Below are 14,783 nucleotides of genomic sequence, written 5' to 3'. Positions count from 1 at the left end.
GGATCACTCTACTGCTCGGTGGAAACGGCCACGCGACGAACAAGGGCTTCCCAGTTGTCGCCGATCTGCTCGCGCGTGTAACCGAGTGTGCGGAGCTGGTGCAGGACGAGCGCGGCGCCGAGCGCGGCCAGCAGGATGTCGGCCAGCAGGGCGGGATCACCCGGGCTGCCCGCGTCGCGCAGCAGCATCGCCACATGGGTTTTCAGTACGAGGTAGGGCCGGCTGCTGAAAAGGTCCTCGGAGGAGCCGAGTTCGGCCGCCCGATGCAGTTCCCCCGCCACCTCGAGATCCAGCAGCCGGGCCCGCCCGAAGGCGACGAGCCGCTCCACCGGCGGCGCACCCGGCCCCAGCGGCGGTGGGCCGAAGATGAATGCCTCCTGCGCCTGGGTCTCGGAATGGTCGAGCAGCGCGTACATCAGGCCGGTCCGGTTGCCGAACCGCCGGAACACCGTACCCTTGCCGACCCCGGCCCGTTTGGCGAGCGCGTCCATGGTGAGGGCGTCCACGCCGTGGTCGCGGACGAGTTCCTGTGCGGCGTCGAGCAGCCGGCGCCGGTTGCGCGCGGCGTCGGCGCGTTCGGCGGGTTCGGCGGTACCGGGTAGTTCGGGTCCCACCCCCCGGCGCGGCGGCCGGATCCGCAGTGCGAGCGGCTCGGCCGACGCGGGGTTCGGTCGCGGGTCGCCCGGGGGTCCGGATTCGGCGGAATCCGGACCGAGTGTGTCGTAGTTCACGGCGCTGTGCGTCCCTCCGGAGGAATGTAGCGGACCGCGGTCCGGTTAACCTGGGTAGTGCGATCGTCACACAACTAGTACCGCAGGAGTGAACATGAGCCAGACCCGTATCGTCGCCCTCGTCGGCAGCCTTCGCGAGGCCTCGGTCAGTCGGCAGGTCGCCGAGGCGGCGGCCTCGACCGCGCCCGCGGGCGCCGAGGTCTCCCTCTACGAAGGTATCGGTGATATCCCGTTCTACAACGAAGATATCGACATCGCGGGTTCGGTACCGGCCGCCGCCCAGGCGCTGCGCGACGCGGTCGCGGCGAGCGACGGTCTGCTGTTGGTCACTCCGGAATATAACGGCACCCTGCCGGCGGCACTGAAGAATGCGATCGATTGGCTGTCCCGTCCCTACGGCGTGGGCGCGATCAGCGGTAAGCCGGTGGCCGTCCTCAGTGGTTCGATCAGCCCCAACGCCGCCCGGTGGGCGCACGCCGACGCGGTCAAGTCCGTGGGTATCGCCGGCGGGAAGATCGTCGAGGAAGCGCACCTGCACTATGCCGCGTGGGGCGAGCGCTTCGCCGCCGGCCACCCGCGTGAGGACGCCGAGGCGCAGCGCGAACTGACCGAGTCGGTGAAGGTTCTGGTCGCCGCGGCCAGCGGGGAGCTCGTCTCCGCCTGATTTTCAGCGCATCGCGAGGGCCGCTCCGTCGACGACGGAGCGGCCCTCGCGTTTCCGGTCGGTCGGTTTCCTACGGGACCCGAGGGCCTGCTGGGACCCGGAGCGACTGGTGTGACAGACGTAGCCTCCTGCGTTTGCTGAAAGAGAACTGGCCCGGCCGCTTTGTGATCTGGGCCACGGCGAATACGGCGTGTCGAGTTGCTGTCCTGCGGCTTACAGCGGTGAAATCACATGGTTGTGACTCGCAACATCTCGTGTTGTTTCTTTCTGTCGGCCACTAGGTGTAGTGTCATCGATGCCTGGAGGCGGCGGCGCAATCGGCCCGCCGGCACCGGGTGGAACCGGCCCGGACGTGGCGTTTCAGGGTCGGTCCTCGGAGTTTGCGCAGATCATCCGATCGTGCCGACACACCGCACAACACAGACGGGTCACCGGCTGGATCAGGCATGCGGTGAGCTCGGCCCGGAGGGCGGCGGACCGTCACCACGAAGGACCGCGAACACCGCACATAGGCACAGGAGAGAGGGACTCGAATGATCACCGTGTACACCAAGCCCGCTTGCGTGCAGTGCAACGCCACCTACAAGGCCCTCGACAAGGCCGGGGTGGAATACCAGGTCGTCGATATCTCCACCGATGCCGATGCCCGCGACTACGTGATGGCCCTCGGCTACCTGCAGGCCCCCGTCGTCGTCTCCGGTGATGAGCACTGGTCCGGTTTCCGGCCCGACCGCATCAAGGCGTTGGCCACCGTCGCAGCCTGAGTGCGTCGGGCCCGCAGGCGGCAGCGCAGCGTAACCACCACGAAGGGCCCGCGCTCAGGCGCGATGGATACAGCCTGAGCGAACAGCGCGCCCGACCGGGTCGGGGAACAGGGGAGGTGAGATGTCCGAGTCGCATACGCTGGTCTATTTCTCCAGTGCGTCGGAGAACACCCACCGATTCGTCGAGAAGCTGGATATCCCGGCGCTCCGGATCCCCCTGTACACCACCGACTCGCTGCGGGTCGACGAACCCTACGTCCTGATCGTTCCCACCTACGGGGGCGGTCGGCACGTATTCGGTTCGACACGTTCCGACAAGGAATTCGTCCCGCGCCAGGTCGCCAAGTTCCTCAACGATCCGCACAACCGCGCCCTGTTGCGCGGCGTCATCGCGGCGGGGAACACGAACTTCGGCGACACCTTCTGCTTCGCAGGCGATGTCATCTCGCGTAAATGCGGGGTGCCCTACCTGTACCGCTTCGAACTCATGGGAACCGCCGAGGACGTCGCCCGCGTCCGTGAGGGATTGGGATTGTTTTGGCAGCAACAACGACAGCACCAGCAGGTATGACCGCCCGCCTGGAGCAGCCCCCGCAGCGCGCCGGCGAGTCCGGTGAGGTCCTGGACTACCACGCCCTCAATGCGATGCTCAACCTGTACGGCCCGAACGGCGAGATCCAGTTCGACAAGGATCGCGAGGCCGCGCACCAGTACTTCCTGCAGCACGTCAACCAGAACACCGTCTTCTTCCACAACCTCGACGAGAAGCTCGACTACCTCGTCGAGGAGAACTACTACGAGTCCGAGGTGCTCGAGCAGTACAGCCGGGCCTTCGTGAAGAAGCTGTTCCAGCAGGCCTATGCCAAGAAGTTCCGGTTCCCCACCTTCCTCGGCGCGTTCAAGTACTACACCTCCTACACCCTCAAGACCTTCGACGGGAAGCGCTACCTGGAGCGTTTCGAGGACCGGGTGTGCATGGTGGCGCTGACCCTGGCCGCCGGTGACGAGGTCCTCGCGAGCAAACTCGTGGAGGAGATCATCGACGGCCGTTTCCAGCCGGCCACCCCGACCTTCCTCAACTCCGGGAAAAAACAACGTGGTGAGCCCGTTAGTTGTTTTCTCCTTCGCATAGAGGACAATATGGAGTCCATCGGGCGCTCCATCAACTCCGCGCTGCAGCTGTCCAAGCGCGGCGGCGGGGTGGCGCTGCTGCTCAGCAATATCCGTGAGCACGGCGCCCCGATCAAGAAGATCGAGAACCAGTCCTCGGGCGTCATCCCGATCATGAAATTGCTCGAGGATTCCTTCTCCTACGCCAACCAGCTCGGTGCGCGGCAGGGCGCGGGTGCGGTGTACCTGCACGCCCACCACCCCGATATCTACCGCTTCCTCGACACCAAACGGGAGAACGCGGACGAGAAGATCCGCATCAAAACCCTCTCGCTGGGTGTGGTGATCCCCGACATCACCTTCGAACTGGCCAAGAAGAACGAGGACATGTACCTGTTCTCGCCATACGACGTGGAACGTATCTACGGCAAGCCGTTCGCCGATGTCGACGTCACCGAGAAGTATTACGAGATGGTCGACGACAAGCGGATCCGCAAGTCCAAGATCAAGGCGCGCGAGTTCTTCCAGACCATCGCCGAGCTGCAGTTCGAATCCGGCTACCCCTACATCATGTTCGAGGACACGGTGAACCGGGCCAACCCGATCGCCGGCAAGATCACCCACTCCAACCTGTGCTCGGAGATCCTGCAGGTCTCCACGCCGTCGATCTACAACGACGACCTCACCTACGCGCACGTGGGCAAGGACATCTCCTGCAACCTGGGATCGCTCAATATCGCCAAGGCGATGGATTCCCCGGATTTCGCGCGCACCATCGAGGTCTCCATCCGGGCCCTGACCGCCGTCTCCGATCAGACCCATATCAACTCGGTGCCCTCGATCGAACAGGGCAACAACTCCTCGCACGCCATCGGCCTCGGCCAGATGAACCTGCACGGCTACCTGGCCCGCGAACACATCCACTACGGGTCCGACGAAGGCCTGGATTTCACGAACATCTACTTCTACACCGTCGTCTACCACGCCCTGCGGGCCTCGAATACGATCGCGCGAGAACGTGGTACGTACTTCGGCGGGTTCCCCGAATCCAAGTACGCCTCCGGTGAGTACTTCGACAAGTACACCGACCAGGTGTGGGAACCGAAGACCGAGCGGGTCGCCCGATTGTTCGCCGACGCCGGTATCCGCATCCCCACCCAGGACGACTGGCGGGAACTGAAGGCCGCGGTCATGGAGCACGGCCTCTACAACCAGAACCTGCAGGCCGTCCCGCCGACCGGATCGATCTCCTACATCAACCACTCCACCAGTTCCATCCACCCGGTGGCGTCGAAGATCGAGATCCGCAAGGAAGGCAAGATCGGTCGCGTCTACTACCCGGCCCCGTACATGACCAACGAGAACCTCGACTACTACCAGGACGCGTACGAGATCGGCTACGAGAAGATCATCGACACCTACGCCGCGGCCACCCAGCATGTGGACCAGGGCCTGTCGCTGACGCTGTTCTTCAAGGACACGGCCACCACCCGCGACCTGAACAAGGCGCAGATCTATGCCTGGCGCAAGGGCATCAAAACCCTCTACTACATCCGCCTGCGGCAGATGGCGCTGGAGGGCACCGAGGTCGAGGGCTGCGTGAGCTGCATGCTCTGACGCCCTGAACACTATTTCCATCGCGGTTGCCGGCGTCCATGTCCCTCTTATGGCGGCATGGGGCGCCGGTAGTCGTGCCCGGTAACACCGATAGCATCGGATAGCGCCGGTCGCTATATTGGAAGTATGACCAGGACGATCAGCCAAGCCGAGTTGCGCAACGGCAGCGCGGGTGTGATGGACGCGCTGGAAGCGGGCGAGGATTTCGTCATCACCCGCAACGGGCGACCTGTCGGGGAGCTGCGTCCCATCACCCCCCGGCACAGTCTGACGACTGCTGAACTGAAACGTCGACTCGCCAGATTCGCGGGCACTGCGAATGCCGTGGACGAGCGCGCGGAAATCGACGCCGCCTTCGGGGAAGACCGACTGGATGACTGAACTCGGCGGCAAGTTCCGCTATCCAGTCGGTCTGTTGGATACCTGTGTGCTCATCGACCTGGCCACAATCGATGACGCGTACCTTCCGATCCAGCCGAGAATCTGCGCGGTAACGCTCGCGGAACTGGGTTTGGGCATTGCCCTTGCGTCGGATCCGAAAACGCTCGCGCTCCGTACCGAACGACTCCTGGAGATCGAGCACGCCTTCGATGCGCTGCCGTTTTCTCCCACCGCAGCACGGCGGTTCACCTCGATGGCAAAACTGGTTGTCGCGGCGGGACGAAACCCCAAGCCGCGCAAGATGGATTTGATGATCGCTGCAATCGCCTCGGCGAACGATCTGCCGCTGTTCACCCGCAATGTGGACGACTTCAAAGGTCTGGACCCGTTACTGACGGTGGTCGCGCTCTGAAGCACGGGGCCGGCGGGACGGAGGTTCCCGGTGCGACCGGCCATCGGTGCACCGGGAACCCGGTTGCCCGGAATCAGGCCAGCGCCGGGAGGACTTCGCGTTCGAAGAGTTCGATACCGCTGGTGTCGTAGGCCGCTTCGGGGAAGTTGAAGATGGCGTAGCCCAGCCCGCGATCGCGGACGGCGGACAGTTTCTCCACGATCTGTTCCGGGGTGCCGACCGCCGCGCCGCCGTTGTTCAGGTTGTCGACGTAGGCGCGGGCCTTCTCCGCGCCCAGGATCGGGGCGATCCGCGCGGCGTGCTCGGACTTGCGCTGTTCGACCTCGGCCTCGGTGGCGCCGATGGCGACATTGAAGTTGGCGCTGCGCACGATGGCGTCGAAATCCGTGCCGACCTCGGCGCAGTGCGCGCGCAGGATCTCCGATTTGTGGGTGAACTCGTCGGGGTTGTTACCGGCGAAGTTCGTGTAGTTCGCATATTTCGCGGCGATACGCAGGGTTTTCTTCTCGCCGCCGCCCGCGATCCAGAGCGGTAGGCCGCCCTCCTGGGCGGGTAGCGGGCGCACGATCGCGCCGTCCACCTGGTAGTAGCGGCCGTCGAGGGTGGCGGCGCCGGTCTGCCAGGCCTGACGGAAGATCTGCACCCCTTCGTCGAGCCGGCCGAGCCGCTCCCCGGCGGTGGGGAAACCGTATCCGTAGGCGCGCCACTCGTGTTCGTACCAGCCGCCGCCGATACCCATTTCGGTGCGGCCGCCGGAGATCAGGTCCACAGTCGCCGCGACCTTGGCGAGGTAGGCGGGGTTGCGGTAACTGATTGCCGTACACATCTGGCCCAGCCGCACCCGGGTGGTGGTGGCGGCGAAGGCGGACATGAGGGTCCAGGCTTCGTGGGTGGCTTCCTCGCTCGGCTCCGGAACGGTGTGGAAATGGTCGTACACCCACAGCGACTCCCACACCGGGTTCGCATCGGCGCGGGCCGCCAGACCCCGCATCACCTCCCAGTGGGTAGCGGGATCGAGACCGACCAGGTCGAGACGCCACCCCTGCGGGATGAAGATTCCGAAGCGCACAGCACTCTCCTCAGATGTCGGGCCCGGGGGCCACGGCGAGATATCTCCATGTCCACTCTGTCGAGATCCCGGCGGCCGGGCAACCGTTGTGCGCTGCCCGCGCCGAATCGCGGCGCCGTTGCCGCTCCTGCCCTCATTTCCGGTGCTTGACTACGACGTAGCGTCACACCGGAAGCTGGTGCCATGAGGATCAGCGAAATAGCCACCGCCGCCGGAACGACTCCCCGCGCCGTCCGTCACTATCACCGGCTGGGCCTGCTGCCCGAACCGGTCCGCCCCGACAACGGCTACCGCGACTACGGACTGGCGGAGCTGGCGCGGCTCATGCGTATCCGCTGGCTCGCCGACAACGGGCTGCCGCTGGGCGCCGTGGCCGCCGTGTTCGAGACCGAGCGCGGAACATCGGATACCGATGACCTCCGCGCCGATCTGGCGGCCCTGCACGACGAGATCTCCCACCGCGTCGCCCAGCTCGTCCGTAAGAAGGAAGGGCTCGGCCGGATGCTGGCCGCCGTCGACGCGGGCCGGATGCTCACCGCGTTACCTGTGGAGCTCGCCGATGCGCTCGACACCGCCAGGGACCAGGCCGACGACCTGGAACGCGTCGCACTCGACCGGGAGCGCGATCTGCTGGAGATCATCGCCATCTCCGGCGGCACCCCGGATGAAATGTTCAGCTGGTTCACGCGCGCGTTCTCCGATACCTCGGCCCGGGAGAGCTACCGCCGGATGCTGCATGGCTGGGAGCGATTGAGCGGCCGGGCGGTGGAACAGTCGGGGGAGTTGATCGAACAGGTGGCGCAGGAGCTCGCCGCCGGGCTGCGTGCTGCCGACTTCGAATCGCTGACGGCTTCCGGCGCTCCCGGCGACGCGAGCGGGCCCGATCTGCCGCTCCCGGCACTCGTGCCCGACCCGGCCCAGCGCCGAGCGGTACTGCGGGCGATCGAACTGCTCACCGGCGCGGACGATCGACCATGACCGGGCGCACAACCAGGTTCCTGCGGAACCAGGGCCGGGCCTACCGTGCGGTCTGGTTGTGGTCGCGCCGGCGCACCGATTGCGACGGCCGGGAACGCGCACCGTTGCCCGGTACGCAGGGCGCGCTGGCGATGCCACTGGCCTTTCTGGCGGCGACCTTGCTGGAGATGGCGGTGCTCCACATCCTGATCCCATGGGCATGGCTGAGTGTTTCGCTGGGCGTGCTGTCGCTGTGGTCCTTGCTGCTGCTGTTCGCGATGTTCGTCGCGGATATCGCCTACCCGCACTACGCCACCGACCGTGCGCTGGTGCTGCGCCGCGGCGGCCGCGAGATCGCGACCATCGCGTTCGACCGGATCGCGGCCGTCGCCGAACATCGCCGCTACGACCACACCGGAACAGCCCTCGACGGCGACCGCCTGTTCCTCGCCGGACCGGACGGCACCACCGTCGATATGACACTCCGCGAACCGGTCGATATCCGGGTGGAGTCGCTGCTGCCCAGCGGCCGGATCTCCGCCGCGGTGACCCGGATCAGCCTGTTTCTCGACAATCCCGAGCAACTCCGTGGCACGCGGACACGCCCGGGAGTGTGAAACGCCGTGTGACGAACCTTTCGATGCGGACTTCCCGTGGTCAGGATGTATTCTGATCAAGAATGCGTTCGCATTCATAGACAGTTATCCGGTTCGGGCGTGTACCTACGTGCGTAGCGGCGACCTGAGAGGAGGTGGTGTTGCAATGCGCAGCGAACCTCCCAGTCGAAGGCCGCGCGGCGTCGTCCGCCCGCATTTCCGCTTGCAGTAACTGCCGGCGGAGCGGCCCGGCTCGGCGCCTCGCGGTGTGACTTTCCTTCGAAATCACTCGCAACTCACTGCTGTGCCGAGGACTTCTCATGTCGCAGATCGATCTCATCGAAGTGCCCACGACGCTGTCGGAATCCCTCCAGGGCGTGGTCGAGAGCCACCGCGTCGATGCCGCGCTGCACTGGCTGGACAACCATCCGCCGCACGTCATCGCCGACGAACTCGCGCGGATGGACGCCGTCGAAGCCGGGGTCGCGTTCCGATTGCTGGACAAGGATCTGGCGCTGGCGGTGTTCGAGGAACTCGAACCCGTCGATCAGCAGCAGATCCTGCAGGGCCTGCGGGACCAGAGTTTCCGCGAACTCGTCGAGGATATGGCGCCCGACGACCGGGCCCGCATGCTGCGCGAAGCGCCGGCGAAGGTGGCCAAGAAAGCCCTCGCCGGCCTGAGCCTCCGCGAACGCCGGATGACCGCCGCGCTGCTCGGCTACCCCGAGGGCTCGGTCGGCCGGTACATGTCGCCCGAGGTCGTAGCCATCCCCGGCACCCTCACCGTCGCCGACGCCCTGCGCACGGTCCGGCTCAAGGGCGGTAACGCCGAAACGGTCTACACCCTCCCCGTGGTCGACGCGAGCCGCCGCCTCCAGGGCATCGTGGAACTGCGCGAACTCGTACTCACCGGCCCCGACACCATGGTCGCCGACCTCGTCGTCACCGAACCGGCGTTCGTCCGCGCCACCGATTCGGCGGAGAAGGCCGCGCGCCTCATGCGCGAGACCAACGACATCAACCTGCCCGTCGTCGACAGCGAGGACCGGCTCGTCGGGCTGCTCACCATCGACGACGCGGTCGAGGTCATCGAGGCCGCCGACAGCGAGGACGTCGCCAAACAGGCCGGTTCGGCGCCCTGGGAAGGCCACTACATGGCTGCCGGGGTCTTCCAGCTCGCCCGCTACCGCGCGCTGTGGCTGATGCTGCTACTGGTCGCGGCGACGCTGACGGTAAGCGTGACGGGGTTCTTCGAGGCCACCCTCGAACAGGCCGCGCAACTGGCGTTGTTCATTCCGCTGCTCATCGGGGCGGGCGGTAACGCCGGGGCGCAGGCCGCCACGGCCTGTGTACGTGCGGTCGCGGTCGGCGAGGTACGCGGCGGCGACCTGTTCAAGGTCATCTGGCGGGAGTGCCGGGTGGGGTTGGTACTCGGGACCATGCTCGCGGTCGTCGGCGTGATCATCGGCGGACTGTTCGTCGGCCCCCGGGTCGCGGTGGTCGTCGGGGTCACTCTGGTGCTCATCTGTGCCTGGGCCGCCACCATCGGCGGCACCATGCCGCTGCTGGCCAAGCGGCTGCGGATCGACCCGGCGGTGGTGTCGGCGCCCATGGTCACGACGCTGGTCGACGCGACCGGGCTGATCATCTACTTCACCACGGCGAAACTGGTTCTGGGGATCTGAGCGGGGCCGCGCCGGGTCGAGTCCGGCGCTCGTGCCGGCCGGGCCTGTGCAGTGCGGAGCGATGGTTCGCGCTGTGCTTGTTATTCGACAGCGCGGCAAAGTTCGTGCGGGGAATCCAACGCCTATTCGCCGCAGAATCTGCGGCGAATAGGCGTAGTATCGCCGCATGACGTCCGGGTACCGGAAGTACATCTGGCAGCGTGCCGACTGGCCGGTGTTCGCATACGACGCCGCCCGGTTGGTTGCGCCCTTGACCGAGGTGGCCCATCAGCAGGGGCGTCTGCTGGGCCGGCTCGCCGAGACCGCCGATTCTGTGCAGGACGAGGCAAGCTTGGCTGTGCTGACCCAGGATGTGGTCAAGACCAGCGAAATCGAGGGCGAACTGCTGGACGTGGCCTCCGTGCGTTCCTCTCTCGCGCGTCACCTCGGGGTGGATATCGGGGCGCTCGCTCCGGCCGATCGGCATGTGGACGGTGTCGTCGAAATGGTGCTCGATGCCACCGCGCACCACGACCGGCCCGTTACCGCGGAACGTCTGTTCGGCTGGCACGCCGCCCTTTTCCCGACGGGATACTCCGGCCGGACCCGGATCAACATCGGCTCCTGGCGCACCGACGAGGCCGGACCGATGGAGGTGGTGTCCGGTGGCTACGGTCGACAGCGCGTGCACTTCGAGGCGCCGCCGGCCGAGCGGCTGGACGTCGAGATGCGAAAGTTCCTGGACTGGGTCGATGCCGATACCGCGGAACCGGCGATCGTCAAGGCCGGATTGGCGCATCTGTGGTTCGTGACCGTGCACCCCTTCGACGACGGAAATGGCCGCGTCGCGCGCGCCCTGGGTGATCTGTGGCTGGCGCGCGCCGACCACAGCTCCCGGCGGTTCTACAGCCTCTCCGCACAGATTCAACGCGACCGCGCGGCGTACTACCGAATCCTGGAACGCACCCAGAAGGGCTCGCTCGATGTGACGGAGTGGCTGATCTGGTTCCTCGAAGCGCTCCGGCGCGCGATCATGCACTCGGATGAGACGGTCGACAGGGTTCTGCTGAAGTCACGTTTCTGGCGGCAACGGAAGTCGATCCCGATGAACGACCGCCAGCGGGCGATCCTGAACCGGCTCCTGGACGGGTTCAACAGCAAACTCACCACTCGCAAGTGGGCGATCATCACCAAATGCTCTCAGGACACTGCGCTGCGCGATATCAATGAACTGGTCGCCCTCGGAGTATTGCTGCGATCGGACGCGGGTGGTCGGAGCACCTCCTACGAGCTCGCGGTGCCCTGAGGCCGACAGACCCCGGCGTTCATGGGTTCATCCGCCAGGGTGATACGGCTCGCCGAAGTGGTCGGTGCGTGCGCGGCCCTCAAACCAAGTCGGCGACCGGCCGGATGAGTAGCTCGGTGACATACCGGTAGTCCGACTCGAGCCACGCCCCGAAATCTGTGTCACGGTAGGCGGTCGCCAGTGTGAGCCACCCCAGGAAGAACCCGGCCCCGCCGCAGGCGGCGCTGCCTCCGTCACCACCACAGACGACGGCCGGCTCGGTGGTGAACTCGTAACGATAGGGATCCTGACCGATCACCAGACCCCAGAGGTTCGCCACCCGATGTGGCCCTGCCGAATGATCGAAGGGATAGCCGCCACCCAAGCTGTCGTCACCCCATCGAAATAGTGTGGAGGCTCCGGCACCGCACGCGTACTCCCACTCGTCCGGTGTGCTCGCCCGCACTCCCCGCGCGGCGGTCTCACGCAACGCCTGTTCGTAGGAAACCTGTTCCACCACTTGGGCGTGGCGCACCTGCCCCAACTCATCGAACTCGACCTTCAGACCTCCGTCCGGGCCCGACAGCACGACCGTGGTGCCGGGCCCAGCATCGGTTTCGGCGACCAACTCGCGGACCCGCGGATCATCGGCCGGCACATTCTCGAGGCATGGATCCAGCGCCTCCACCCCGACAAGCAGCGCTGGAAGTTCCACTATCCGATCCGGTGAGGTCATCGCGTCGACGAACTGCGTGATCGCCGGCAGGCCGTACTCGCCGGCGCTCTCGGCGAAATCGGCCGCCTGGTGGGGCGACGGGACGAACCGGCCCCCGTCGTAACCGAGGCGTACCCGACCGCCCGGGACCAGCGAGAACCGCGTACCCGCCTTGTCGAACAAGGCAATACGCTGTTGCCGGCCGACGTACTCATGGGAGTGGATACCGACAAGCTCCGCGCTGTTCTCGCGGGCTATGGCACGCGCAACCCGCATGGCCGATTCGTCGGACAGCTCCCGCCACCGCGCAGCGGTCAGATCCACATGGGTCACCCCGGCATTCTCGCGAGAGGCGTCGTACGGTGCCAAGCCAGAAGCGTAGGCCCGGTGGGAGTGGTATTCGACATAGGCCACACGACAGTCCACAGACCTGCTACGCGGGCAGGAAGCAGTGGGGAACACCGCGTTCCGGAGGCGCTCAAAGGATTTGGTCGCCGCCCGACGTGGGTCGGTGAGCAGGGTGACGAATCCGCCGGAGCGTTGACTATGCGTGCAGGTCCGGGAGGCTTGGGCGGTTGCGTCGAGTTTTTAGCGCCGGTAACGTCTGGGCGAGCCGGCAGCAGGGGGCGGAGACGCCGGTCCTCCCCAAATGGTCGGACGACTGGTGGTATCGGCGGTGGAGGTCGGGATGGTGACCGCGGGGAAGCGTAAGGCGCTGATCGCGCTGGTGGGCGGGGTGGTGCTGGTGCTGACGGGGTGTGAGGCTTCGACCGAGGGTTCGGCAACTCCGGAGACGTCGAGTGTCGCGGCGGAGGTGCCTACCGGGTTCAAACCCTGCACGGACATTCCACAGGAGACCATGAAGTCGGAGGGGCTGCGAGATCCGATGCCGGATGACGCAAGTGCGAACGGGATAAAGTGGGACGGGTGTATGTGGATACAGACCGATGGGTATTCGGCTGCTATCCGCACGACCAACATGACCCTCGAAATGATCAAAGGACAGGGGTTTCCTGGAACTCTGGAATTCGAGACCAGTGGACGGTCGGCGATCGTCTCACAGCAGGGTAAGACCCAAGCCGAGGCTTCGTGCAACGTCAACGTTGAACTTGTCGGGGGAAGCCTTGAATTCTTGCTCACCAACCCGGCGTCTCGCAGTAAGACCGGGCATCTCGACACTTGCGAACTCGCCCGAAAATTGGTTGAGAAGGTTGCGCCGAGCATCCCGGCGGACGCGTGAGTAAGTTGAGTATCGGAATCATGCTGCGGAAGGACGAAAATGGGTGACGAGCCCGCACCGCGGCCGATGGCCAACATGCTCAATGCGGCAACCAACGGTCAGACATCGGTACAGATGACACCGGAAGACTTCATATATCTTGAACGCGACTGTCAGTTCTTCAAAGATCAGATTGTGCGGATTCAAGGTAGCGCGGAGGAAATCTCTCAGTGGGATCACTGGGGCCTGGGGGAAGCCAACGACGACCTGACGTCTGCTCGGGCCATGGTCGGTCGCTACAAGGTGAAGGCGAAGGGTGCCCCGGATGGCAACGGCGTTTGGGAGATCATGGATCAGCATTACAAGATCGTCGACGATATACAGAACGTCTTCCGCATCATGCGGGACCAGATGATGCAGGCTGATAGCGAATTTGCCGCCGCGATCCATTCTTTGAGCGAGACACTTCCAGAAAGGCCGCCTGCCGGCCCGGTGCCCGACCCGAACGCCTTCCTTGGCGGCCCGGCATGAGCGATACACCGGCGTATGAAAGCCCGATCATTCCGAAGGGTGGCGAGCATCCGGACGGCTGGGATCATCCCAAGATCAGTGGCGCATTCAGTCCGCTCGATGTGAACGATGCGAACGGTCAGGCAGGGAAATATCTGCTGATGAAGCTGATGTGGGAGCAGGGTTTCGAAACGTTCTTGCGATCCACTCAGGCGTCTCTTGCACAGGCGTGGTCCGGCCCGGCCGCCGAGCAGTCGAAGCAGGCGATCCAGGACTACATCGACAAGTACGCGCGTCCGGTGACTCCCGCGCTGGAAGCGCTCGCCAACGGCATCAAGGCCGCGGCCGACGCCATTGTGGAAACCAAGGCCAGGGTGGGGGAACCGCTTGTCGCGGATGGCGCATTCCTTTCCTCCGATGGATTCAAAGGGTTTTTCAACACTTTGATCAGCGACGACGAGATCTCGCGGCGAACCGAGGTGGCGCGGGTGGCGATGCAAACCCATTACGTCGACCGGTTCGGGGAACTCGATACCCAGATCCCGGTGATTCCTGTCCCTGTCGGTCCCACCTCCACCACCGATATCCCCGCCCCGCCACCCGGCGGATACAACACCGAGACCGGGAACCCCAGCGCTACTACCCCGGGGAGCCCCACCGGTACGGCAGGGGAGACGCCTGCGGGCGAGACGCCGGGGACTCCGGAGGGCGAGACCCCCGGCGAGGAGACGACAGAGTCGACCACCACCGACCCCGGCGATACCACTGCAGACCCCGGCGATACCGCCACCGACCCCGCGTCCACGGAAAACCCCACCGGCACCACCCCCACTGTCCCGGCGGGCACCACACCGGCCGGTGTGACCACAAGTCCCGGTTCGCCGGGCGGTATACCTTCCGGAACTCCCGGTTCCCCGGGCACTCCCGAGTCGCAGACTCCCGGCCGCACGGTTCAGGGCGCACCGAATGCCGCCGCCGGCGTCCCGGCCGGTGCGTCCGCCGCCCCGGCGCAAACGGCTGCCACAACGCGGGTGAAATATGGTAAATAACAACGAAGAAATAAACTAAAAAAAAATTACAACACCGCAT

At 65.4% G+C, this 14,783-nt stretch carries 16 protein-coding genes; 13 read left to right on the top strand and 3 right to left on the bottom strand.

Going from position 1 to position 14,783, the window contains the following annotated elements:
- Positions 1–8: 8 nt before the first annotated feature.
- Positions 9–614: a TetR/AcrR family transcriptional regulator gene (locus ACLML9_RS04560; RefSeq protein ID WP_411944330.1), complete on the bottom strand. Its 606-nt coding sequence runs from the start codon at positions 612–614 to the stop codon at positions 9–11.
- 211 nt (positions 615–825) lie between these two features.
- Between ACLML9_RS04560 and ACLML9_RS04555 the strand changes: the two genes are divergently transcribed.
- From ACLML9_RS04555 to ACLML9_RS04530, 6 genes are all read left to right on the top strand, one after another.
- A complete protein-coding gene (locus ACLML9_RS04555; protein ID WP_411944285.1) occupies positions 826–1,395 on the top strand; it encodes an NAD(P)H-dependent oxidoreductase in 570 nt (189 codons plus the stop codon).
- 533 nt (positions 1,396–1,928) lie between these two features.
- A complete protein-coding gene (nrdH, locus tag ACLML9_RS04550; RefSeq protein ID WP_030521995.1) occupies positions 1,929–2,159 on the top strand; it encodes a glutaredoxin-like protein NrdH in 231 nt (76 codons plus the stop codon).
- A 121-nt stretch (positions 2,160–2,280) separates the two neighbouring features.
- Positions 2,281–2,730: a class Ib ribonucleoside-diphosphate reductase assembly flavoprotein NrdI gene (gene nrdI / locus ACLML9_RS04545; protein WP_411944284.1), complete on the top strand. Its 450-nt coding sequence runs from the start codon at positions 2,281–2,283 to the stop codon at positions 2,728–2,730.
- Positions 2,727–4,886, top strand: coding sequence for a class 1b ribonucleoside-diphosphate reductase subunit alpha (gene nrdE, locus ACLML9_RS04540; protein ID WP_411944283.1), 2,160 nt, complete (start codon positions 2,727–2,729; stop codon positions 4,884–4,886). The genes nrdI and nrdE overlap by 4 nt, the downstream gene beginning before the upstream one ends.
- A 126-nt stretch (positions 4,887–5,012) precedes the next feature.
- Positions 5,013–5,267, top strand: a complete 255-nt coding sequence (locus ACLML9_RS04535) for a type II toxin-antitoxin system Phd/YefM family antitoxin (RefSeq protein ID WP_411944282.1) — start codon at positions 5,013–5,015, stop codon at positions 5,265–5,267.
- Positions 5,260–5,679, top strand: coding sequence for a type II toxin-antitoxin system VapC family toxin (locus ACLML9_RS04530; protein WP_411944281.1), 420 nt, complete (start codon positions 5,260–5,262; stop codon positions 5,677–5,679). Before ACLML9_RS04535 ends, ACLML9_RS04530 begins: the two co-directional genes overlap by 8 nt.
- Positions 5,680–5,752: 73 nt before the next feature.
- Here the strand turns inward: ACLML9_RS04530 and ACLML9_RS04525 are convergent, their stop codons facing one another.
- Positions 5,753–6,748, bottom strand: coding sequence for an LLM class F420-dependent oxidoreductase (locus ACLML9_RS04525; protein ID WP_411944280.1), 996 nt, complete (start codon positions 6,746–6,748; stop codon positions 5,753–5,755).
- 183 nt (positions 6,749–6,931) lie between these two features.
- Between ACLML9_RS04525 and ACLML9_RS04520 the strand changes: the two genes are divergently transcribed.
- The 4 genes from ACLML9_RS04520 to ACLML9_RS04505 all read left to right on the top strand — a co-directional run bounded on the left by ACLML9_RS04520 (position 6,932) and on the right by ACLML9_RS04505 (position 11,271).
- Positions 6,932–7,726 carry a MerR family DNA-binding transcriptional regulator gene (locus ACLML9_RS04520; RefSeq protein ID WP_411944279.1) on the top strand — a complete coding sequence of 265 codons (795 nt, stop codon included), beginning with the start codon at positions 6,932–6,934 and terminating at the stop codon, positions 7,724–7,726.
- Positions 7,723–8,322, top strand: coding sequence for a hypothetical protein (locus ACLML9_RS04515; protein WP_411944278.1), 600 nt, complete (start codon positions 7,723–7,725; stop codon positions 8,320–8,322). The genes ACLML9_RS04520 and ACLML9_RS04515 overlap by 4 nt, the downstream gene beginning before the upstream one ends.
- Positions 8,323–8,621: 299 nt before the next feature.
- Complete coding sequence (gene mgtE, locus ACLML9_RS04510; protein ID WP_411944277.1) at positions 8,622–9,986, top strand: magnesium transporter; 1,365 nt, start codon at positions 8,622–8,624, stop codon at positions 9,984–9,986.
- 166 nt (positions 9,987–10,152) lie between these two features.
- On the top strand, positions 10,153–11,271 hold the full coding sequence (locus tag ACLML9_RS04505) for a Fic family protein (RefSeq protein ID WP_411944276.1): 1,119 nt from the start codon (positions 10,153–10,155) through the stop codon (positions 11,269–11,271).
- 79 nt (positions 11,272–11,350) lie between these two features.
- Here the strand turns inward: ACLML9_RS04505 and ACLML9_RS04500 are convergent, their stop codons facing one another.
- Positions 11,351–12,298, bottom strand: coding sequence for a hypothetical protein (locus ACLML9_RS04500; RefSeq protein WP_411944275.1), 948 nt, complete (start codon positions 12,296–12,298; stop codon positions 11,351–11,353).
- 355 nt (positions 12,299–12,653) lie between these two features.
- Between ACLML9_RS04500 and ACLML9_RS04495 the strand changes: the two genes are divergently transcribed.
- The 3 genes from ACLML9_RS04495 to ACLML9_RS04485 are packed head-to-tail and all read left to right on the top strand — an operon-like array spanning position 12,654 to position 14,743.
- Positions 12,654–13,205 carry a DUF3558 domain-containing protein gene (locus tag ACLML9_RS04495; RefSeq protein ID WP_411944274.1) on the top strand — a complete coding sequence of 184 codons (552 nt, stop codon included), beginning with the start codon at positions 12,654–12,656 and terminating at the stop codon, positions 13,203–13,205.
- A 39-nt stretch (positions 13,206–13,244) separates the two neighbouring features.
- Entirely contained in the window at positions 13,245–13,715 is a 471-nt protein-coding gene (locus ACLML9_RS04490; RefSeq protein ID WP_411944273.1) for a hypothetical protein, read from the top strand.
- Positions 13,712–14,743, top strand: coding sequence for a hypothetical protein (locus tag ACLML9_RS04485; protein ID WP_411944272.1), 1,032 nt, complete (start codon positions 13,712–13,714; stop codon positions 14,741–14,743). Before ACLML9_RS04490 ends, ACLML9_RS04485 begins: the two co-directional genes overlap by 4 nt.
- Positions 14,744–14,783 lie beyond the last annotated feature (40 nt).

It is taken from the genome of Nocardia sp. NPDC002869, assembly GCF_046764065.1.
Lineage (GTDB): Bacteria > Actinomycetota > Actinomycetes > Mycobacteriales > Mycobacteriaceae > Nocardia > Nocardia rhamnosiphila.
Note: the sequence above shows the minus strand (reverse complement) of the source record. Positions and strands in the feature narration are given on the sequence as shown.

What these genes read in the sequence shown, in the direction of transcription:
- ACLML9_RS04555 (WP_411944285.1), top strand. Translation starts at nt 826, where the DNA reads ATGAGCCAGACCCGTATCGTCGCCCTCGTCGGCAGCCTTCGCGAGGCC.
- nrdH (WP_030521995.1), top strand. Translation starts at nt 1,929, where the DNA reads ATGATCACCGTGTACACCAAGCCCGCTTGCGTGCAGTGCAACGCCACC.
- nrdI (WP_411944284.1), top strand. Translation starts at nt 2,281, where the DNA reads ATGTCCGAGTCGCATACGCTGGTCTATTTCTCCAGTGCGTCGGAGAAC.
- nrdE (WP_411944283.1), top strand. Translation starts at nt 2,727, where the DNA reads ATGACCGCCCGCCTGGAGCAGCCCCCGCAGCGCGCCGGCGAGTCCGGT.
- ACLML9_RS04535 (WP_411944282.1), top strand. Translation starts at nt 5,013, where the DNA reads ATGACCAGGACGATCAGCCAAGCCGAGTTGCGCAACGGCAGCGCGGGT.
- ACLML9_RS04530 (WP_411944281.1), top strand. Translation starts at nt 5,260, where the DNA reads ATGACTGAACTCGGCGGCAAGTTCCGCTATCCAGTCGGTCTGTTGGAT.
- ACLML9_RS04520 (WP_411944279.1), top strand. Translation starts at nt 6,932, where the DNA reads ATGAGGATCAGCGAAATAGCCACCGCCGCCGGAACGACTCCCCGCGCC.
- ACLML9_RS04515 (WP_411944278.1), top strand. Translation starts at nt 7,723, where the DNA reads ATGACCGGGCGCACAACCAGGTTCCTGCGGAACCAGGGCCGGGCCTAC.
- mgtE (WP_411944277.1), top strand. Translation starts at nt 8,622, where the DNA reads ATGTCGCAGATCGATCTCATCGAAGTGCCCACGACGCTGTCGGAATCC.
- ACLML9_RS04505 (WP_411944276.1), top strand. Translation starts at nt 10,153, where the DNA reads ATGACGTCCGGGTACCGGAAGTACATCTGGCAGCGTGCCGACTGGCCG.
- ACLML9_RS04495 (WP_411944274.1), top strand. Translation starts at nt 12,654, where the DNA reads ATGGTGACCGCGGGGAAGCGTAAGGCGCTGATCGCGCTGGTGGGCGGG.
- ACLML9_RS04490 (WP_411944273.1), top strand. Translation starts at nt 13,245, where the DNA reads ATGGGTGACGAGCCCGCACCGCGGCCGATGGCCAACATGCTCAATGCG.
- ACLML9_RS04485 (WP_411944272.1), top strand. Translation starts at nt 13,712, where the DNA reads ATGAGCGATACACCGGCGTATGAAAGCCCGATCATTCCGAAGGGTGGC.